This is a genomic window from Methanosphaera sp. ISO3-F5 (assembly GCF_034480035.2).
Lineage (GTDB): Archaea > Methanobacteriota > Methanobacteria > Methanobacteriales > Methanobacteriaceae > Methanosphaera.
In genome coordinates this window covers 1,540,885-1,562,826 of record NZ_CP118753.2, presented here as the reverse complement: position 1 = coordinate 1,562,826, position 21,942 = coordinate 1,540,885, and the positions used below count along the sequence as shown (strand labels likewise).

Sequence of the window (21,942 nt, the reverse complement as noted above, 5' to 3'; positions counted from 1 at the left end):
ATAATCCTTTTCCCCTTTATAAGAATTGTTGTAAAACTAAAGGTAATGCTCCAAAAATGGATTGAAGACCTAATATAAATATGGCTAATCCGCCAATGAATTCTATAACTCTAGCATATTTAATAGCTATTTTTGTACCTAGAGTACCTATAACAAACCATGCTATTACAGCAATAATTGTTAAAACACCTAATATTACTGGATTTACACAAGCTACAGCACCTTGTGATGCTAAAACTAAGTTTTCTATGTTTCCAAAGATTAATAATCCCATATATTCTTTGTATTCGCTAAAAAAAGACATAAAATTCACCTAGTAACCATCATCATCGTTGTATTTGAATGCTCCGACCATTGATTGAAGACCGAGTATTACAATGGCAAGTCCACCAATTAATTCAATAACTGAAGCATATTCCATAAATACTACAGTTCCAAGTGTTCCTAGAACTACCCACATTATTACAAAACATATACTTGCAATGGCTAATTTAACTGGGTTAGCTCCTTTTACTACTCCATGAGAAGCTAAGATTAGGTTTTCTATATTACCAAATATTATTAAACCTATAAATGGCAAATATTCTTCTAACATTTTATCACCTTATTTATTACAATCCTTAAATAAACCCTTTTCCTGGTTTATACTTTTTTAAATAGCATAATCTCATAATGTTGTATTCAAAAAAAAATTTTTCTTTTAAAATATTTCTGTTATAGAAAAATGTTATGCTATTATTGTTTATCCAAATTATTATTAGTTTCTCTTTATATTTATAATATCCTTTTTTTTATTAGTGTTAAGAGCTTGTTAAATCATTTTTTTTCTATTTAATCTTATAAGAATTTTAGAATTAGTTTCTTAATTATGATAATTTAAATATTTAATTTTTAAATAAGTATGATTATTGTTATTTTAAAATATTTATTTTAAACAATACTTTTTTTATTATTTTGAATTAAAAGTAATTTATGAATTAAAAAAATAATTAATATGATGTGGTGGTTATTTGCGTAATGATTAATATGGGTTTGGATTATAGTATTCTTCGTCAATTATGTTTTTTACGGTTTTTAAGTTGGATGGGATAATTCTTACATCAATTCCATGGTATGTTTTGTATAAGTTGATTAATTGTTGTTTACGTAAAGATTTAATTCCTTGTTTAATTTCTTTACATGAGTATTGGTTTAAGTTTTTACATAAGTTTATTATTGGAGTATGATGTTTTCCTATGCATCCATGTTTGAATAGTGTTGATAGTATATCCTTTTCCAATTCATCATTGCTTTTCATATACTTTTATATATGATGTTTATCTTATATAATAATATGTTCAATTATTGTACATTTTATTTTTTTTGAAAACAAAGTGTTAAAAAAAAATTAGGAATGAATTTTTTATGTATGAAAGAATATTTGGCAAATATCCGCAAGTAAAAGTAATCAATTACGTGTTAACAAATCCTGAAAGAACATACTCTAAAAAAGAAATGGCAGTAGGAGCTAATATATCACGTGTAACATTAGACTCCTTTATAAAAGATATAGTGGAATTAGGAATATTAAATAAAGAAGGATTATCTTATACTGTCAATTTAAAATCTAAAATAGTAAAAACGCTCGTAAAAACTCAGATAATGTTAGCAGATATAATAATGAATGATGAATTAGAAAAATCAGAGGAAATTATTGGTGAAGCATTAACTGATGATGAATTTGAAAAATTCATGGATAGTTTTGATTATGAAATGGATATTGACTCAGAAATAGAAAAAATAGAAAGAGGAGAAATATCTGTTACTAAAGAAGATTATGTGGATATGGTCAATAAAGGAACAAAAATTTTTTCATCAAATACATTTGATTCAAATATAATTTTAACACAATATATAAACCAAGATTATGATAAAGGAAGTATTAACTATGGATGATGTAAATAATTTAAATGATGGACAAATGCCAAAAATTAAATTCAATGATGAACCAAGTAAACCAGTATCCGGAGCAGTATGTGTTGGTTCACAAGATCAAATAAGAGTAGCATTTCTTGAAGAAAAATTAGCAAGTGATGAATTTGGTAACGTTGAAATGATTCAAGAATGTGTTGCACAAGTAGTTATGACACCACAAGTAGCACGTAATATCATTCAGGTATTAGAAGATAATTTAGCTTCTAATAACTTTTAATCACCCATTTTTTTAATATTTGATCGGATAAATAGTAAAGGGCTTTTTTTTGAATTATAAACTTTAAAAATAGTATTTCTCTAAAAAATAGGATTATTTTATAATTATATTAATATATTCTCTGGAGTTGAAAAAGAAAAAAGAGTAGTTAGCTTAGAAGTGTTTTAAAGCTAATTCTACATCTTCTGGTTGAATAGTTTTTCTGTCAGCGTGTTTTGCTAAGTCGATAGCTGCTGCTGCGAGTTTTGCTGTGTATGCTTCTACTGCTTCAACGATTTTTTCTTCTGCTTCTTTGCTTATTCTTTCTGCACCTGCACTTTTAACTATTCTTGTAACTGGTGCTTTTGGTATTTCACTCATATTTAGTTCTCCTTGATATTAATAATTTGAAACATAGTATTTATTATACTGGGTTTCTGTTTTTTCCTTTTAAATTTAATTAATTGAAATATATTCGTTATTTTATATTTAATATTATTACCTTTCAGTATTATTACTAATATAAAATTTATCATTAAATCATAATTTTATTTTAAAAAAATTAAAATTGATTATTAATTTAATAACTTAATAATATTATGTTTAAAATTAATAGTATTTAAATATTACTTAAAATTATTACTGTTACAGTTGAATATATCCTAAAAAAAAAGAGTATTAGCTCATAAAAAAAAATAATTAAAAATAAATTATATATAAATTTTTGGTTATTTAATTAAACAATTTTTAAATTAGAATTTTAATTCTTTAATTCTTTCCATTGCTTCGACAGTTTTTTCATAAGTGTTAAAAGCAGTTAATCGTATGTAACCTTCACCACTAGGACCAAAACCAGCACCAGGAGTACTTACAACATTTGCTTGGTCAAGTAAAATGTCAAAGAAAGTCCAGGAATCAATATCATCAGGTGTTTTAAACCAGATATATGGACTGTCAACACCACCATAAACTTTTAATCCAATCTTTTCAAGATTATCACGAATAACTTTAGCATTTTCTAAGTAATAATCAAGATTTTCACGAATTTCTTTCTTACCTTCATCAGTATAAATTGCCTGAGCAGCTCTCTGAACAGGATAAGAAGCACCATTAAATTTAGTGGATTGTCTTCTGTTCCATAAAGGATTTAACTGAACATCTTCGCCCTTGGAATTCTTAATAAATATTTCTTCAGGAACAACACAGTAACCACAACGGGTACCGGTAAAACCAGCAGTTTTTGAATAACTTCTGAATTCAACAGCAACTTCTTTAGCTCCTTCAATTTCATAAATACTGTGAGGAACATTGTCTGTGGAAATAAATGCTTCATAAGCAGCATCAAATAATATTAAAGCATTTTTTTCATGAGCATAATCTACCCAAACTTTTAACTGGTCTTTTGTTAAAGTAGTACCAGTAGGATTGTTAGGATAACATAAGTATATAATATCCACATCTTCTTTTGGAAGCTCTGGAACAAAATCATTTTCAGCAGTACAAGGTAAGTATACAATGTTTTCATAGAAACCATCATCAGTAGGTTTACCGCTACGTCCTGCCATAACATTACTATCTACATATACAGGATATACAGGGTCAGTTACAGCGATAATATTGTCCTGTGAAAACAATTCCTGGAAATTACCAGTATCACATTTTGCACCATCACTAATAAATACTTCACTATTTTTAAGTTCAACACCTAATGGTTTAAAATCATTTTCAATAACATCTTCAATTAAAAAGTCATAACCCTGTTCAGGACCATAACCTCTGAATTTATCAGCATCAGCCATTTCATCAACAGCATTATGGAATGCTTTAATAACACTTTTTACTAAAGGTTTTGTCACATCACCAATACCCATCTTAATAAGATCAGCATCAGGATTTTCTTCCTGGTATTTATCTACACGTCTTGCTATTTCTACAAATAAGTAATTATTTTGTATATTTTCATAATATTCATTTACATTTACTGCCATATTTTCACGTCCTTAATTATGTGTGTAATAGAATGTAATTCCATCTTTTGTTATATTATCTACTCTTGCAAATCCAAATCTTTCAAGTTGTACCATGTCATCAACATGAACATCTTTACTGTCTGCTTCAATATATCCTTCAACAACACTATTATCTGGCATTACAACCTTTGCACTGATAGATTCATCTACTGGAGACCATTGGATAATACGTGCATGTTTACTTTGTGCTTCTTCTAATGAGTCACTATCATACATTGCTGAATCACCAGTTACAGTAATATTAACTAAATCCATTAATCTTAATGGTTTGTTATTGTTTACTGCTTGATCATAATCATCTTTAGGGATATATGCACTACCATTGAATTTAAGGGTTCTGAAACCTTTTTCTGGTTCATTATAATGAAGTTCGCGTTCAACAGTTAATTCCTTTTTATCTTCAGGTAAATTTTCAATATCTACTTTAACGGCTTCTGGGATAAAGAAGTACCTATTTGTCTCTTCTTCTATGATGTTACGGTTTAAACCGTAAATTTTTTTCCAACTAATTGTTGCATCAGCCTGTTTGGTACCAATTTCTTCTATAAGTTCATATAAAACTTCTTTTTTAATTCCACGTCTTGCAATTGCCTTGATAGTACCTAATCTTGGATCGTCCCATCCGCTATAAGTACCATTTTCTATACCTTCACGTGCTTTAGAAGTACTTAAGAGGACATCATCCATTTTAAGCCGGCCATAGTGAATAAATTCAGGAATATCCCATCCGAAGTGTTCATAGAGATATGCTTGTTTTTCACTATTTGCAAGGTGATCTTTTCCACGAAGAACATGTGTTATTCCAAGTAAATGATCATCTACTGTTACGGAGAAGTTCATCATAGGATAAATTTTATACTTATTACCAATTCTTGGATGTTCTTGGTTAACAATTCTCATAGCAACCCAGTCACGTATAGCAGGATTCTTATGTGTTATGTCTGTTTTCACACGGAGAACAGCTTCTCCTTCATCCATTTCTGGGAATTTGTTCCATAATTCCATGTTTTCTTCAACACTATGGTCACGACATGGACAAGGTTCACAATTATCTTTTAGCTTTTTAAAGTCTCCACCATCACATGTACACATATATGCTGCACCACATTCGATTGCTTTTACAGCATATTCATAGTAAATATCTAGTCTGTCGCTTTGAATATATGCTTCATCAGCTTCAATACCAAGCCATGCAAGATCTTCAGGAATTGCAGTATAAGCATCAGGTTCTACTCTTTTTGGATCGGTATCTTCAATTCTTAGAACAAGTTTTCCATCATATTTTTTCTGATATAGCAGGTTTAATATTGCTGCTCGTGCATGACCAATATGTAATGGGCCTGATGGGTTTGGAGCAAACCTTAGTTTTACTTTTCCATCTTTTATGTTTTCTAATTCAGGTAAACCTTTTGGTTTTTCTGGTGCTCTTTTATGTTCTTCTATTCCACCAAGTTGGTCAAGTTCTTTTTGTTGTTCTTCAGGACTCATTGCATTTACTTTTGCAACTAATTTTCCTGCAAGTTGGCTAACTGTTTTAGGATCTTTTCTCATATCTGGATGTTTACTCATAACCATACCTATAACTGATCCTGTTTGACAGTTATTTCCATGCTCAACAGCATTTGTCAGAGCATATTTATAAATAGTTTCTTCAATATCCATTGATATCCTCCATTTATTAATAGAAATGATATTTTAAAAAAATATTTTTTTTTTTAATATAATTATTTATTATAATATAATTTATGTTTTAAAAACTATAAAAAAATTGTTAAAAAACCTTATAATAATGAGTGTTATCTGGTATTATGTGGGATAATGTAATTATTAATCTTCATTTGAAGGGTAAGATGCTAGTATAATTTCCTAAATTAAAAGTTTTTTTATTGAAGAGTAATTTGAATCATTTTATTAATATTTTAAATTAATAGGAGTTAATTATTATAAAATTCATATATCAAAAAAGTATAATGTATAATATAGATATAACATATCATATTTTACTTGATGGGGGAGATACATGTCCAAAACATCACACGAAAAAGATAATTATCAATGGAACAGTACCTTTTCATTCCTAATGGCGATGATAGGGGCAGCAGTAGGATTGGGAAATATATGGCGATTTAGTTACGTGTTATACTCAAATGGTGGAGGAGCATTCTTTATACCATATGTTGTAGCAATACTAATAATGGGAATACCCTTCTTAATCTTGGAATATGGATTGGGAGCAACATTCAAGAACTCATTATCAAACATACTAAAAAAGATAAGACCACAACTAGAAGTAATAGGTTGGATAACGGCATTTCTAGTATTTCTAGTATTAACGTACTATGTGGTGATAATGGGATGGGATATGATATACTTGGTACTGAGCTTATTTAAGGGATGGGGAACAAACCCTGACGCATATTTCATGACCAATATAGTGGTAGGCTCAAATAATCTTCAAGGAATCACATCATTCGTAATTCCTACATTAATTGCAACAATACTAATATGGGTCTTATTATGGTACATATCACATAAAGCATTAGATAAAGGGATATCAAAAGTAGTGAATATATTAATTCCATTACTATTCATAATGATGGCAATTATTGTAATCTATGCATTCACATTACCTGGAATGTGGACTGGAGTAACAGCACTATTAAATCCGGATTGGAGTCTACTATTATATATTAATGTCTGGTTAGCAGCATTTGGACAAATAATATTCTCATTATCAATGGGACAGGCAATTGCAGTAACATATGCAAGTTACCTTCCAGAAAAATCTAAATTAGTTGATAACGTTTTAGTAGTAGTTTTATCAAATTCAAGCTTTGAAATATTCACTGCATTCGGAGTTTTCAGTATACTTGGATTTATGTCATTAACAAGTGGACTGCCAATTCATGACATTGCAACAAGTGGTACGGGATTACTGTTTGTTGTGTTCCCGGAAATATTTAATGTAATGGGTGACATGGCATATATAATTGCACCAATATTCTTCCTATGTGTATTTTTTGCAGGAATAACATCGGCATTAGCATTCCTGGAACCAATGACACTGGCTGTGTCAAGAAAGTTCAGATTGCCTCGTGTAAGATCAGTAACTATACTATGTATATTTGGTGCATTGATGTCATTAGTATATACTACGGCATCAGGAAATTATATATTGACCATAGCTGATGGATTTATTAATCAATTTGGAATAATTCTGGTTGTAATATTACAATCATTAATATTTGGATGGAGTTATGGAGTTGAAAAATTACTGCCTGTATTAAATGAATACTCAACAGTAAAAGTTGGAAAAACATGGGTATTTGTTATAAAATATTTACTGCCTATATTCTTATCAGTAATGTGGATAATAGGTATGATAGACTTGTTTAAAACTCAATCATCCTTAGATATAATATTACAACTCATAATTGCTTTAATCTTTGTTGTAATACCATTGGTATTAACAATATTACCTTCCAGAGAAGATATTTAATTATCTTTTCACTTATCTTTTTCAAAACTATTTTTTCTAATAAAAAACATAATATATAATTATATAATTAAAATTAAGTGGTAACTTGAACAATAAAAATAAAATAATTATAATAATACTTCTAGTACTGCTTCTAGGAATCCTGTTAGTTGCACTTGACAGCCCCTATTTGAATATAGCTCAAAATATAGCTAGTGGAGATGTAGAAAAAGTACTAGAACCAACAAATAAAATAGAAAAGGGAAACTTGTCCATTACAGTAACAGGTGATGTGATGTTTGGACGAAATATGCCTGGAGTATTATCATTAGACTCTAGTCCTTACAGGCATGTGAGCAACGTAACATCAGACACTGATATACTACTAGTAAACACAGAAAATCCTTTCACAACTAGTGGAGATGCAGTTAAACCAGATGTTCCATTAAAAGCAAGTCCAGAATATATACCATTACTAAACGCTACAAGCGGTATGGTAATATCAGCTAATGCAAACAATCACGTATTTGACTATGGAGTAACCGGTATGAGAGACTCCATAAAAAACCTTGACTCCAATGGCATAGCACATATCGGTGCAGGAGAAAACAAAGCTGAAGCAACAAAACCAATCACAATAGAAAAAGAAGGACATAAAATTACAATATTCAATTATATGGATAGTGAAAACTTCCAAGAATATTCTCAGGAAGTAATGCCAATTGCAGGAGATAACTCTCCGGGTTATTCTGCATGGGATGATACAGAAAGTGTTGAACAAATAAAACAAGCAAAAGCTAATGGTTCAGACATAATCATCGTTTATATGCATTATGGTAATGAATACTCAAGAAGTCCTAATGAAAACCAGATAAAAATTTCACACCTTGCAATAGATGCTGGAGCATCAGCAGTAGTTGGGGCTCATACGCATGTCACACAGGGAATAGAAGTATATAATGGTAAACCTATCTTTTATAATCTTGGTAATTTCATGTTTGATCAAAGTAATACAGCAACACATTCTGCATATTTTGTTGACTTTGATGTTCATGGAGAAAATATAACAGCAAATGTTTATCCAGTATATATTTCAGGATATCTTCCACAATTTATGGATAGTGTTGATGGAAAATCATTATTAAGCAGCCTTAATCCTAATTGTGATCAAATGACCATAACAGATGATGGAATAGGAAAAATAGATTTTTCAGTAAAGAATGAAACAAAATAAATCCTATTTCTACAAAACCTATTTTTTTTTATTAATTATTTTTTTGAGGATTTATATTTTAGAAAAAAAAGAATTTGATGGAGAAAAGGATTATATATTTATTTATTGAAATTCCAACCATCAATAAAAGAAATTAATTCTCGATTATGTTCTAAGGTGGTACTATTCTCATCCTCAGTATAAGCTTCATATATTACAGCAGCTACTCCACCATCATTTAATGGTCCAGTCACATAATCAGGACTTGTTGGATCATATGGAGTATAATAAGTTAACCATTCAAAATTTTCTGCCATAGCATGACCTAACTCACTGGAAAGAATATTATTCTCTCTTGGAGTAAAAATAAACCTTGTAACTCCCCAATGACCATTACTATAATGACTATCCACTGCAAATGTAAAATTATTTTCAATCATATCAGGTACAGCATAATCATAAGCTAGTTGTTGACCATTAGATCTGCTTTGTGAAAAATCTTTAGAATCTTCTGTGACATTAATTTTATAAAGGTAATAACAGTAACTAAGATTATTTTTTTTCTCATTAAATGCTTGTTCCAGTAACTTATGTGCACCTTTTTCCCTAGGATGAACACCAAGAATATATGCTATTTTAACATTAGAGTCAACATTACCATATGGTCCTTCCTTAATAACATTACCATATGATGAATTACCCAGTACTATTGTTGGAGTAACAGTTCCAGTAGGGGTGGTGTTTTCTGTAATGTTGTTATTATCCTGTATGTTTACTGTTAGAATCATAGTAATTAACAAGGCTATTACTGCTACAATTAGCAACGCAGTATTAGTCGGAATTGGGGGTATATTATTTATGTTGAATTGTGGCAGTTTAAGCGTGTTTGATTTTTGTTCATAGGTTCTTTGTCTTTTTAATGAAGGTTTATCATTTGCCATTTATCCACCTTAATTAAATTATAATAGTATATTAGGTGATATGATATACTTATTATATTCCATGATATAGAGTATTATCAAAATAATTTTATGCTTTAATTTTAAAATAATATTATATACAAACTTTCTTAAAAATTTATAAAATGATAATATGATGGATATAGAACGAATAATAGCAAGTGAATTAGATATTAAGCCATGGCAGGCTGATGCTGCAATAACATTAATTAATGATGATAATTCAATACCATTTATTGCACGATATAGGAAAGAAGCTACTGGTGGATTAGATGATGAACTATTAAGAAGTCTTAATGAAAGATTAATGTATCTTAAAAAGTTAGAGGAAAGAAAAAGACAAATCCTTAACAACATAGAAAAGCAAGGAAAACTCACATTAAAACTAGAAAAAGAGATAGAAGAAGCCACTACAATGGTTGAATTAGAAGATTTATATCGACCATACAAACAGAAAAAAACAACAAGAGCAAGTAAGGCAAGAGAAAAAGGATTGGAAAAATTAGCATACACTATTTATGATCAAAAACTGGATCATTCCATAGATTCAGAGGCTGAAAAGTACTTGAATGAAGAAGTACAAACAATAGATGAAGCAAAACAGGGAGCAAACGATATAATTGCAGAAATAATATCTGATAAAGCATCATTTAGAAGGTTTATACGTGATATAACAATCAAAAAAGGGAAAATATCCATCTCACCCAAGGAAAAAGACACAAAATCAGAATACGAAATGTACTATGATTATTCAGAAAACATCTCCGACATAGTACAACACAGAATACTAGCAATAAACAGGGGAGAAAAAGAAAAAATATTGAATGTTAAAGTTGAAGCACCACTAGAAAATATAAAATACTTCCTCGAAGATGAAATATTAATCAACTACTCAACAGATTATGATAAACAGGAATACAATAAATATACTACAGAATTCATACAAGATGCAATAAAAGATTCATATAAAAGATTAATAGCACCAGCAATAGAAAGAGAAATACGTTCAATTCTAACAGAAGTAGCAGAAGATAAATCAATAAAAGTATTTAAGAAAAACCTTGAACAATTATTAATGCAGCCACCAATCACTGGAAAAACAGTACTCGGATGGGACCCAGCTTTTAGGACAGGATGTAAACTAGCAGTCATAGACCAGTATGGGAAAGTATTAGATACTGCTGTAGTATATCCAACAGAACCACAAAATAAGGTATCTGAAACAAAAGAAATTGTTAAAAATCTCTTAAAAACATATGATGTGGACCTGATAGCATTAGGAAATGGAACAGCCTCACGTGAATCAGAACAAATAATTGTAGACATTATTAAAAATACAAAAGTCAAATATGTGATAGTTAACGAAGCAGGAGCATCAGTATATTCTGCTAGTGACTTGGCTCGGGAAGAATTCCCTGAATATGATGTGACAGAAAGGGGAGCAATCTCAATTGCAAGAAGATTACAGGATCCCTTAGCAGAACTGGTTAAAATAGATCCTAAATCAATAGGGGTAGGACAATATCAGCATGATATGAATCCGAAAAAATTAGGAGAATCATTGGATGGTATAGTGGAAAGAAGTGTGAATAATGTTGGAGTTGACCTTAACACAGCATCAGCAGCACTAATGGAACATGTAGCTGGAGTTTCAAAAAAAGTTGCAAACAATATCGTAGCATATAGGGAAGAACATGGCTCATTTAAAGATAGAAACCAACTACTAAAAGTGCCGGGGATTGGAGCTAAAACATTTGAACAGTGTGCAGGATTTATGAGAATTTATGAGCCAAAAAACATATTAGACAGTACTTGTGTACATCCTGAATCATATGACACGGCATTATCCTTACTGACCACGTATGGTTATGATCTTTTTGATGTGAAAAATGGTGGAGTAAACCTGCAAGTGGATGATTTGGAGAAATTATCAGGGGAACTTGGAGTAGGTGAATGGACACTTAAAGATATTATTAATGAATTAAGAAAACCTGGACGAGATCCACGTGAAGAATTGGATGCACCACAGCTACGTTCTGACGTACTTGATATTGAAGATTTAGAAGAGGGTATGATTTTGGAGGGTGTTGTAAGAAATGTTGTAGACTTTGGTGCTTTTGTTGATATTGGAGTGCATCAGGATGGACTTGTTCATATATCAGAATTATCTGATACACAATTTGTAAAGCATCCTATGGATATTGTGAGTGTTGGAGATATAATAGAAGTAAGAGTTATCTCTGTAGATTATGAAAAAAATCGAATAAGTTTAAGTATGATACTTTAATATTTCTAATAATCCCCTCTTTTTATTACAATTTTTTAATTAACTATTTTTTAAAATAATCAATATATAAAAAAGCTTTATATATCTATACTCACATAAATATAACCATATAGTACATGATAATTATTAATCATGATAAATCATGAATTTCATATTGAAAACAAAATACTTTTTGAGTTTGTTTTTATTGGATATGAAAAAATACTTTATGGAGAAATTTTTATGAGAGATCTCACTGGATTATTCAATCCTAAAGGAGTGGCTGTAATAGGCGCATCAAATCAAAAAGGAAAACTAGGTTACATAGTTACAGATAACTTAAAAACCTATGGCTATAAAGGAGAAATATATCCTATTAATATCAAAGCAGATGGAGACATATTAGGATTAAAAGCATACAAAACAGTATTAGACATAGAAGGCGAATGTGACTTAGCAGTAGTAGCAATACCTTCAAAATTCACAAATGCAGCTCTAGAAGAATGTGGTCAAAAAGGAATAAAAAATGTCATAGTTTTAACCGCAGGATTTAAAGAAGTTGGTGGAGACGGAGTAAAACTAGAAGAAGAACTATCCGTAATCGCTAAAAAATATGATATGAACGTTCAAGGACCAAACTGTCTAGGAAGCTTAGATGCACACACACCACTTAACGCATCATTCGCACAAATCATGCCAGAAGCAGGAAACATAGCATTTGTATCACAAAGTGGTGCAATGACAGTAGCAATCATAGACTGGAGTGTATCCGAAGGAATAGGATTCAGTAAAGTAGTAAGTTTAGGAAATAAAGCAGATTTATCAGAAATAGATGTAATAGAAGAATTAGCTGATGATGATAAAACTGATGTAATTCTAGGATACTTAGAAGGAATCAGTGAAGGAGAAAGATTCTTAGAAGTAATGAAAAAAGTAACCCAGAAAAAACCAGTAATACTACTTAAATCAGGATCAAGTCAGGCAGGAGCAAAAGCAGTATCATCACACACTGGAGCATTAGCAGGAAACGACTTTGCATTCGATGCAGCATTTGAAAACTGTGGAGTAATGAGAGCAAGATCCATGCAAGATTTATTCGACCTGGGAATAGCATTCTCAAAATCAGAACTACCAGAAGGTAAAAACATAGCAGTAATTACAAACGCTGGTGGTGGAGGAGTACTAACCGCAGATAAAATAGAAGAAGAAGGATTAGAATTAGCTGAACTAACCGATGAAACAATGGCAAAACTCAGAGAAGTAATCCCTGATGAAGGAAGTGTTCACAACCCTATAGATGTATTAGGAGATGCATCACCAGAAGCATACGAAAAAACATTAGAAATTGTATTAGCAGAAGACTACATAGACAGTGCAATAATCATGGCATGTCCAACAGCATCTTACAAACCAAAAGAAGTAGGAGAAGCAATAGTTGATGCTAAAAACAAATTCAATAAACCAATCATGGTAGTAAACATGGGAGGACCTACATTCGTAGAAGAAAACCTTGTACTACGTGAACATGACATTCCAACATTTGTATTCCCAGAAACAGCAGTAACAGCTCTTAAAGGAATGGCAGAATTCTCTGAAATCAAACAAAAACAAAGAGAATCAGCAATAGATAACCTTGAAGGAATAAACAAAGAAGAAGCAGAAAAAATCATAGAATCTGTTAAAGCAAAAGGTAAAGATGCATTAATTGGAAGTGAAGCATACCAAGTAGCAAAAGCATATGGTATCTCAGCAGCACCAATAGTTCTTGCAACTACCAAAGAAGAAGCAGGACAAGCAGCAGAAGACATGCAATACCCTGTAGTGCTTAAAATAGCATCCGATAAAATCTTACACAAAACCGATATTGGTGGAGTACAAGTAAACATCAACTCTAAAGAAGAAGTAGAAGAAAAATTCGAGGAAATCATTGCAAGAGCTAAAGAAGCACATCCTGATGTAGTACCTGACGGAGTAGAAGTACAGAAAATGATGCCAAAAGGACAGGAAGTACTTGTCGGTATGTTACGTGATGCTCAATTCGGTCCAATCATAGGATTTGGAATGGGTGGAATATATGTTAACCTCATCAATGATGTAAACTTCAAATTAGGTTCTGGTTTAACAGAAGAAGCTATTGAAGAACAAATTAACAGTACAAAAGTTAGCAAATTACTTGAAGGTTACCGTGGAGATGCTCCATGTGATATTGTTGCTGTTAAAGACACACTTAAACGTGTTGCAAGATTAACTCTTGATTTCCCTGAAATACAAGAATTAGATATTAACCCTGTCTTCTGTTATGAAGAAGGTTCTAGTGCATTAGATATTAAGATTAAATTATAGTATTCTTAATTTCTAATTTTTTTATTTTTTTAATAATAATTGATAAACTCTATTTTTATTATACAAATTATTATATAATTTATTTAAATTATAATCTGAATATTTTTATTAAAAATTAGCTTATTACAAGTTTAATTACTATTTTTAAAAAGATTTATATTGTTTTCTTTACATAATATATGTATTAAGGTAGGGAAAATATGTTAAATAAAATCTTGAATTATTTTGCTTTAATTATTGGAAAATCATCTATCTTCTTTTTAAATATTTTTAACAAAAGTGGAACAGCTTTTCCTGGTAGAGTAGCCTTACTTGTTAATAAATCATTTTTAAAAGTTATTAATGATAAATGTGATAAGATAATATTAGTAACAGGAACTAATGGAAAAACCACAACCAACAACTTAATCAATAAAATACTGGAAAATTACACAGTATTATCTAATCTCAAAGGAGCAAATATGATTCAAGGTGTTGCAACAACATATGTACGAAATACTAGAGATTACTATGATTATGGAATTTTCGAAGTAGATGAAGGATCATTAGACAGAATAACCTCATTTTTAAAACCAGATTATATTTTAATCACAAATTTTTTTAGAGATCAGCTAGACAGGTATGGTGAAATTGAGGGAATTATTTCAGAGGTATTTGAAAGTATTAAACTTTTACCTGATGTAAAATTAATTCTTAATGCCGATGACCCCTATGTTTATCAGTTTTCTAAAATGATAAACAATAAAGTTATAACTTTTGGTATGGATATTACTTCAAATAAGATATTGGAAACAAATTTAACAATAAATAAATGTCCTTTATGTGGTGAAGAAATAGAATATACTAAAAATACTTATGGTCATTTAGGAAATTATCATTGTACCCATTGTAATTTTTCAAATAATGATAAAGACTATACAGTAATTGATGTAAACGAATCAGATATATCACAGAAAATTACAATAAATCATGATAATCAACAGTGCACTGTAAACTTCCCTTATATAGGATTATATAATTCATATAATGTATGTGGTGTCTTTGCACTAATGAATCAACTAGGCATAGAAACTAATCATACTTTAAAAAGTATTGAAGAATTTTCATTTGAGTTAGGTCGAATGGAAGAATTCGAATATAAAAATAAGAAAATAAAGATAATACTTACAAAAAATCCTATAGGATTAAGTCAAGCAACTAGGATAATATCAAACGATAACAGAGAAAAAACAATAGTCCACATATTAAATGACAACATGGCAGATGGACGAGACATCTCATGGATATGGGATGCAAACACGTACTGCATAAATGATGAAACAATAACAAACTATTACTGTAGTGGTATCCGGGCAGAAGAGATTGCATTAAAAAAGAAATATGATGACGTGGCATTAGAAAAAATTCACATATTCCAAAAATGGACTGAATGTGTAGATACAGCAATTGAAGATGATGTTGAAATAGTATATGTGCTGCCAACTTACACAGCTATCTTCGAAACCAGGGACTATATTGATGATAAAGTTAAACGGAGCAAATAGTATGCAATTAAATATTGTTCATTTATATCCTGAACTATTAAATTTATATGGAGATACAGGAAATATCAAATGTCTTAAAAAAAGAGCCGAGAAAAGAGGAATAACAGTCCATGTAGAAAACTTTTCTGAAAATAAGGATAAACCCTCCTTAACTGATGGAGATATATTTTTCATGGGTGGCGGTTCAGACAGAAACCAACAATTAGTATACCAGGACTTTCTAAAGTATAAACAAACATTTAAGGATTTAATTGAAGAAAATAAAGTAGTATTAGCAGTATGTGGCGGTTATCAACTCTTAGGTTCAGAATACATAGATAAACATGGCAACACTATCCAAGGATTAAACATTCTAGATTACATAAGTAAATCAGGTAAGGGTAAAAGAATAATAGGAAACATAATCATTAAAAGTACTTTGAACATTGAACCCAAAACAATTGTTGGATTTGAAAATCATGGTGGCAGAACTCACAGCCAATATGATGCATTAGGTGATGTGCTCGTCGGCAAGGGTAATAATGATCATGATATGAAAGAAGGAATAGTTTACAAAAATTATATTGGAACATACCTTCATGGACCTATATTACCAAAAAATCCACATTTAGCAGATTATCTCATATTAAAAGCTTTACAAAATAAATATGAAATTGATTCATTAGAACCATTAGATGATTCAATAGAAATGAAGGCACATCAAAAAGTAATGAAATTATATGGTTAAATCCATTAAAAGTTTTTATATTTTTATTCTAATGTGTGGGAAGAATAGTATGGAAGAATATTTGATGGAAACACAGAGTATTGATTATACCAATCCTCTTATTCAAGACAAGCATCAAGAATTAATAAATCAATCTGAAGACGAGACTGATTACATTAAAAGATGCTACTTATTTGTTAGAGATGAAATTTCTCATTCATGGGACATTAAAACAGAGGTAGTTTCAAGAACTGCTAGTGATGTACTAAAAAATAAAACAGGAATCTGCTGGACAAAATCATGTCTTCTAGCAGCACTTCTAAGAGCAAATCAAATTCCATCAGGTATCAGTTATCAACTGCTTACAAGAGCCGATGATACAAGTGAAGGTCATATAATTCATGCATTAAATACTGTGTATTTAAAAGATTTAAATAAATGGATCAGACTGGATGCTCGGGGAAATAAAGAAAAAGTAAAAGCACATTTTAGCATAGATGAAGAATGTCTTGCATATTCAATTCGAGCAGAATTTGGCGAAATTGATTTTCATGACAATCATACAGATTTGGATGATAGGCTGGTAAGAATTCTCGAGAAATGTAGGAATATATCTGAAATTACAACAGACTTTGAGTTTTAATAATCCCTGTAAGATCATATGATAATAATAATTCAAAAAAAGGTAAAAAAAGAGATTTATTTAATTATTTTAAATAAATTTTTATAAGTTCAACTATTTTTATTAAATATTTTTTAAGTGGACCGGTTTTATTAACAAAATGTTCTATAAACACAACATCTTCACTTTTAATAGCTTTCAATAAAAGAATGACAATAATGTATACTATTGTTCCAAGTACTAATCCAATAAACATTCCAATTATTGTATGTGGAATTAGATACATAACAAAAATCATCAATCCCGTAGCTACAAACATTTTTAACAGGTCTTTATATGGTGGATGTATTGATGACAGTTTCACTAATTCAATAATAGTTAGTAACATTAAAATAAATGTTGCAACAGTAGTAGCTATTGCAGCACCTGAAATATTATATAATGGCACTAATAAAAAGCTTAAAACAGCATTTATTATTGCACCAATTATTAATGCATACATCGGAAATGTTGGCTTGCCTAATCCTTGACACATACTACAACTAATAAGATATATTGAAAAGAAAAACATTCCAAGAACTAAAATCCATAAAGCTTCAGCACCCTGAGCATAATCCCTTCCAAATAATAATATCATCATTGGAACAGCATAAACCATTATAAAGGCAGATACAGGTAATGATGTTAATGTGGTATACCTATAAGACTGATGCATATACATTTTTAATAATTCTTTATCTTTTAAACTATCGGCTTCACTGGTTGCAGGAAGAACTGACATTGAAACACTATTTGCAAGTATTAATGGTATACGTGCAATAGCACTTGCATTTGTATAGAAACCTGCGAAAAATGTTGGTAAGAACATTCCTATGAAGAAGGTTCCCGTATCATATAGGAAAATTTCTGCAATACCCGAAATTACTACTGGTATAGAGAATTTAAGAATTTGTTTCATCAGTTCCAGTTCTTCCTTAAATGAAACCTTTGGAAAATTCTCATTCAAGTATGCATCTTGAATATCTTTTCTGAACAAGTAATATGAACCAAATAATGATACTAAAAACCCTAATGCAGTACCAAGTACAGCACCTGCAGCATACCATCCTATAATTACCAGTGCTGAAGCTATTATTATAGTAAATACCTGTTCAATAAACTTACTATAAAATATGTTTTTCATCTGATAGAATCCTTGGAAAACTCCTCTAAATGATCCTACAATCACACTAAACGGTACTATAACTGAAACTAGTCTTAATGGTAATAATGCTTCTGGTTTATTCCAAACACCTATTGCTATTGGCTCGGATATTAAAAACATTAATATCGCAGCAATTAATGAAAAGAATATCATCATTTTCATACCAGTAACTGTTACTCTATGAACCATTTCCTTTTCATCTAATGCCTTATGCTGTGATACATACTTTGCAATAGCAGGGGGAATTCCTCCTGATGCTCCTATGATAAACATGTTCTGGAAGGGTAATGTTAATCCAACAATACCATAACCACTTGTTGATAATAGTCTACTTAATATAAATCGATAAATAAATCCACCAAATCGGAGTATTATTGAACCTAATAAGGTAATAATACTTCCGGCTGCTAATTTAGATTTTTTATCAGTCAAGTATCTACCTCCCAATAAAAATCTTATATTATGATTATTTTATGTTTTAATCATAAACTAAGTTATAAATATGTATAAATTTTTATAAATTATTTTATAAGTATTTAGTTATTTTTTTTTAGGGAGACAGATTTGTACTAATGCAGGTGTATGATATGTCGCATCTTGGATTTTGGGAATACTGTTGGATGTATAATAATAAGTTTTATTAACTCTTAAATAGATAATATTATTAATAGTAATTTATTGTAATGATAGGGGATTATATGACAAAGAATGTGGAAAGATTAGAAAATAGGATGATTGAACTTACAAAGTCTCTGGAAGAGCATAGAAAAAATCCCGGAAGTGGATTTGATGAAGTAAAATCTGTTGAAATGCTTATAAAATTTGAAATTTATTTAAATGATGCAGAAATTGGAATCACTGATGGTATTTATTTATATATGAATGAAGATGGTGCAATAGTTAATGCAGAATACTTTGTCAAAGAAGATGGTGAAGTTACCATAATTAGCTTTAGTGATGAACAACTTGAAATAATCATAGAATTATTTGCTGATGTATTTACAGTAAATGTAGAATAATATTTTAACTTCCATATCCTATAAATATAAATTTTATTTTTTTTAACATCTTTTTTTTAAGGTTTTTATTATGAAATTAGTTTTAGATGAAATTAGAAAACGAGAAAAAGGACTGAAAATTATCAACAACAAAATTCAAACTGAAGGAATAGATAGTTTAATAGACTTAACAGGGTTAGCTGGTGGATTTGACATAACACCAGAGGATGTTTCATTACTTGAAACATATGCTGGACCAGCAGTATTTGATGATCAAATCCAGAAATTAGGCATAGAACATCTTGGTGGAGAAAAGGTATTGCCATTAAACAGAACTACTAGTGGGATAGCCGCATTAATAATTACGTATGTAAAGCCAGGTACTGATATAGTACATTTTCTTGCAGAACAACCAGGACATCCTTCCATACCAAGAACTGCAAAACTAGTAGGTGCAAATTATATTGAGTACACTGATAAGGATGATTTTATAATAACTGATAATACTTCCTTAGTAGTTATTACTGGTACAACAATGGATTATGAAGCTATAAGTGTTGATGATTTTAAATTTGTAATTAATAAAGCAAAAGAAAAAGATATTTTAGTATTTGTTGATGATGCATCTGGTGCAAGACTAAGAAGAGCAGTATATAATCAACCAAGAGCAATAGATTTAGGTGCAGATTTGAGTGTTACAAGTACTGATAAGCTTATGGAAGGTCCTCGTGGGGGATTAATGGCGGGCAGTGCTAAATTAATTGATGAAATTAAATTAACTGTTAATCAATATGGTTGGGAGGCTCAGGCTCCATTAGTTGTTGGTATGATAAAAGGTTTGGAAAAATATTCTCCGGATAGGATTAAGGAAGCTTATAGTCAAAAAGATGAATTAATAAGTAAATTGAATGATAATGATTTCATGCCATTGGATACTCCTACTGGTTTCATGTTTAAAGAAGAACAGATTAAACAGGTAGTTGATGAAAAAGTTTCTAATGAGTTTTCTTCTGATATTATTGCTACTGTATATTCTATGCTGTTACTTGAAAACTATAATATTATAACGATTCCTTCTGTTGGTATGCCGGGGGCTAGTAAAACAGTACGTATTGACTGGTCAAGTAGGGATTCTGATAAGTTAAGTATGGATGATATGGTAGATGCTATTATTGATACTTTTGAAAAAACAGTTGATGTAATTAAGGAGAATAAAGTAGAACAATTATTGTATTATTAAAAAAAATAGTGTTTGGTGATGACTTATTATGTTAGTCATCATTTATTATATCACATTCACCGGATGTGATTTTTTCTAGTTTTCCATCATCAGTTTCGATTATTAATGCTCCACTGTTGGTAATTCCAACTGCATCTGCTTTAATTGCTTTACCATGTTTATATACTTTCACTCTATTACCTGTTGTACTTGATAATCTTCTCCATTCTGATATTATATATTTGAAATTGTTTTTCTTATATTCTTCATATAAATCTTCAAATATTTTGAAGAATTTTCTCATTATTTCGGCTCTTTGAAGAGTTATGTTTGTTTCTTTTTGTACAGTGGTTGCAATATGTTCTAGTTCGTTTGGAATATCTTTTTCATCGATATTCACATCTATACCAACACCTAATAGTATTGCTTTAACTTTATCATAGTCGGTTACTGCTTCAGTTAATATACCACATATTTTTTTCTGGCCTATCAGTAAATCATTTGGCCATTTAATTCCAACATTTACATTAAATTCATCTTTTAATGTTTTAGCTATTGCTACTCCTGTTACAATAGTTAATTTTGATGCTTCGAGTAATGTTACTTCTGGTCTTACTATGATTGTCATGTAAATTCCACCTTCTGGTGAAACCCAGCCTTCATGTTTTCTTGTTCTTCCAGCTGTCTGGTGTGCTGCTATTATGACTGTTCCTTCTGTAGCATCATTATCAACAAATTGTTTTGCTGTGTCATTTGTTGATTCAAGTTCTTCATAGAAATGAATGTTATGTCCAATGTATTTTGAGGTTAATCCTCTGCTTACTTCAAATGGTTCTATTATATCTGGGGTATCTTCAAGTTTATACCCTTGATCATTGTGTACTATTTTATACCCTGCTTCTTTAAGTATTTCTATATTTTTTAGTAATTTCTCTTGGGAAATTTCTAGTTTTTTTAATAATTCGGATTCTGTAGCATATTCTTCTTCAATATTCTTAAGTATATGTTGTCTAATCATCTTAAACCCTATAAATATTTTCAATTTTTCTCAAATCTTAATTATTATGATGAATCAAGAATTGATGTATAGTATAATATTATATTGTATTAGTGTCTTAAAATAGATTTTTAATTTATGATTCACATTCTTTTTTTATAATATACTTTTTTATCTGAAAATTGTTTTTCAT

20 protein-coding genes are annotated in these 21,942 nt (G+C 30.1%); 11 read left to right on the top strand and 9 right to left on the bottom strand.

Translation table 11 applies throughout. The annotated features are described in order from the left end of the window. Positions 1-16 precede the first annotated feature (16 nt). The 3 genes from PXD04_RS18575 to PXD04_RS18565 form a co-directional block, all read right to left on the bottom strand. Positions 17-304 (bottom strand): hypothetical protein, encoded by a 288-nt coding sequence (locus PXD04_RS18575; protein WP_323736309.1) that lies wholly within the window; start codon positions 302-304, stop codon positions 17-19. Between the two features lie 9 nt (positions 305-313). Beyond that, positions 314-595 carry a hypothetical protein gene (locus tag PXD04_RS18570; protein WP_323736308.1) on the bottom strand — a complete coding sequence of 94 codons (282 nt, stop codon included), beginning with the start codon at positions 593-595 and terminating at the stop codon, positions 314-316. 426 nt (positions 596-1,021) lie between these two features. After that, complete coding sequence (locus PXD04_RS18565) at positions 1,022-1,297, bottom strand: hypothetical protein (RefSeq protein WP_323736307.1); 276 nt, start codon at positions 1,295-1,297, stop codon at positions 1,022-1,024. A gap of 107 nt (positions 1,298-1,404) precedes the next feature. Here PXD04_RS18565 and PXD04_RS18560 point away from each other — a divergent pair, with 107 nt between their 5' ends. Then, on the top strand, positions 1,405-1,935 hold the full coding sequence (locus PXD04_RS18560; protein WP_323736306.1) for a hypothetical protein: 531 nt from the start codon (positions 1,405-1,407) through the stop codon (positions 1,933-1,935). Next, the gene (locus PXD04_RS18555; protein WP_323736305.1) at positions 1,928-2,191 is read left to right on the top strand and encodes a hypothetical protein; all 264 of its coding nucleotides are present in this window, start codon (positions 1,928-1,930) and stop codon (positions 2,189-2,191) included. The genes PXD04_RS18560 and PXD04_RS18555 overlap by 8 nt, the downstream gene beginning before the upstream one ends. Positions 2,192-2,344: 153 nt before the next feature. Here the strand turns inward: PXD04_RS18555 and PXD04_RS18550 are convergent, their stop codons facing one another. The 3 genes from PXD04_RS18550 to PXD04_RS18540 form a co-directional block, all read right to left on the bottom strand. Next, the gene (locus PXD04_RS18550) at positions 2,345-2,551 is read right to left on the bottom strand and encodes a histone (protein WP_323736304.1); all 207 of its coding nucleotides are present in this window, start codon (positions 2,549-2,551) and stop codon (positions 2,345-2,347) included. A gap of 371 nt (positions 2,552-2,922) precedes the next feature. Then, complete coding sequence (locus tag PXD04_RS18545) at positions 2,923-4,158, bottom strand: LL-diaminopimelate aminotransferase (RefSeq protein WP_323736303.1); 1,236 nt, start codon at positions 4,156-4,158, stop codon at positions 2,923-2,925. A gap of 12 nt (positions 4,159-4,170) precedes the next feature. Beyond that, positions 4,171-5,862: a glutamate--tRNA ligase gene (locus PXD04_RS18540; RefSeq protein ID WP_323736302.1), complete on the bottom strand. Its 1,692-nt coding sequence runs from the start codon at positions 5,860-5,862 to the stop codon at positions 4,171-4,173. A gap of 358 nt (positions 5,863-6,220) precedes the next feature. Between PXD04_RS18540 and PXD04_RS18535 the strand changes: the two genes are divergently transcribed. Both PXD04_RS18535 and PXD04_RS18530 read left to right on the top strand, forming a co-directional pair. Further along, positions 6,221-7,699, top strand: coding sequence for a sodium-dependent transporter (locus tag PXD04_RS18535; protein ID WP_323736301.1), 1,479 nt, complete (start codon positions 6,221-6,223; stop codon positions 7,697-7,699). Positions 7,700-7,784: 85 nt separating this feature from the next. Continuing rightward, positions 7,785-8,912: a CapA family protein gene (locus tag PXD04_RS18530; RefSeq protein ID WP_323736300.1), complete on the top strand. Its 1,128-nt coding sequence runs from the start codon at positions 7,785-7,787 to the stop codon at positions 8,910-8,912. Between the two features lie 98 nt (positions 8,913-9,010). Here the strand turns inward: PXD04_RS18530 and PXD04_RS18525 are convergent, their stop codons facing one another. Further along, positions 9,011-9,832, bottom strand: a complete 822-nt coding sequence (locus PXD04_RS18525; protein WP_323736299.1) for a hypothetical protein — start codon at positions 9,830-9,832, stop codon at positions 9,011-9,013. Between the two features lie 154 nt (positions 9,833-9,986). Here PXD04_RS18525 and PXD04_RS18520 point away from each other — a divergent pair, with 154 nt between their 5' ends. The 5 genes from PXD04_RS18520 to PXD04_RS18500 all read left to right on the top strand — a co-directional run bounded on the left by PXD04_RS18520 (position 9,987) and on the right by PXD04_RS18500 (position 17,352). Further along, positions 9,987-12,137 (top strand): Tex family protein, encoded by a 2,151-nt coding sequence (locus PXD04_RS18520; RefSeq protein WP_409988286.1) that lies wholly within the window; start codon positions 9,987-9,989, stop codon positions 12,135-12,137. A gap of 222 nt (positions 12,138-12,359) precedes the next feature. Beyond that, a complete protein-coding gene (gene acs, locus PXD04_RS18515) occupies positions 12,360-14,459 on the top strand; it encodes an acetate--CoA ligase alpha subunit (protein ID WP_323736297.1) in 2,100 nt (699 codons plus the stop codon). Positions 14,460-14,659: 200 nt separating this feature from the next. After that, the gene (locus PXD04_RS18510; protein WP_323736296.1) at positions 14,660-16,003 is read left to right on the top strand and encodes a MurT ligase domain-containing protein; all 1,344 of its coding nucleotides are present in this window, start codon (positions 14,660-14,662) and stop codon (positions 16,001-16,003) included. Position 16,004: 1 nt separating this feature from the next. Next, entirely contained in the window at positions 16,005-16,730 is a 726-nt protein-coding gene (locus PXD04_RS18505; RefSeq protein ID WP_323736295.1) for a glutamine amidotransferase, read from the top strand. 64 nt (positions 16,731-16,794) lie between these two features. Further along, positions 16,795-17,352, top strand: coding sequence for a transglutaminase-like domain-containing protein (locus PXD04_RS18500; protein WP_323736294.1), 558 nt, complete (start codon positions 16,795-16,797; stop codon positions 17,350-17,352). A 64-nt stretch (positions 17,353-17,416) separates the two neighbouring features. Here PXD04_RS18500 and PXD04_RS18495 read toward each other — a convergent pair whose 3' ends face one another. Next, entirely contained in the window at positions 17,417-18,967 is a 1,551-nt protein-coding gene (locus PXD04_RS18495) for a flippase (RefSeq protein ID WP_323736293.1), read from the bottom strand. 266 nt (positions 18,968-19,233) lie between these two features. Between PXD04_RS18495 and PXD04_RS18490 the strand changes: the two genes are divergently transcribed. Together PXD04_RS18490 and PXD04_RS18485 are read left to right on the top strand one after the other, a co-directional pair. After that, on the top strand, positions 19,234-19,554 hold the full coding sequence (locus tag PXD04_RS18490; protein WP_323736292.1) for a hypothetical protein: 321 nt from the start codon (positions 19,234-19,236) through the stop codon (positions 19,552-19,554). A 70-nt stretch (positions 19,555-19,624) separates the two neighbouring features. After that, positions 19,625-20,773 (top strand): TIGR03576 family pyridoxal phosphate-dependent enzyme, encoded by a 1,149-nt coding sequence (locus PXD04_RS18485; protein WP_323736291.1) that lies wholly within the window; start codon positions 19,625-19,627, stop codon positions 20,771-20,773. 31 nt (positions 20,774-20,804) lie between these two features. Here the strand turns inward: PXD04_RS18485 and PXD04_RS18480 are convergent, their stop codons facing one another. Beyond that, on the bottom strand, positions 20,805-21,770 hold the full coding sequence (locus tag PXD04_RS18480) for a biotin--[acetyl-CoA-carboxylase] ligase (protein WP_323736290.1): 966 nt from the start codon (positions 21,768-21,770) through the stop codon (positions 20,805-20,807). Positions 21,771-21,942: the final 172 nt, after the last annotated feature.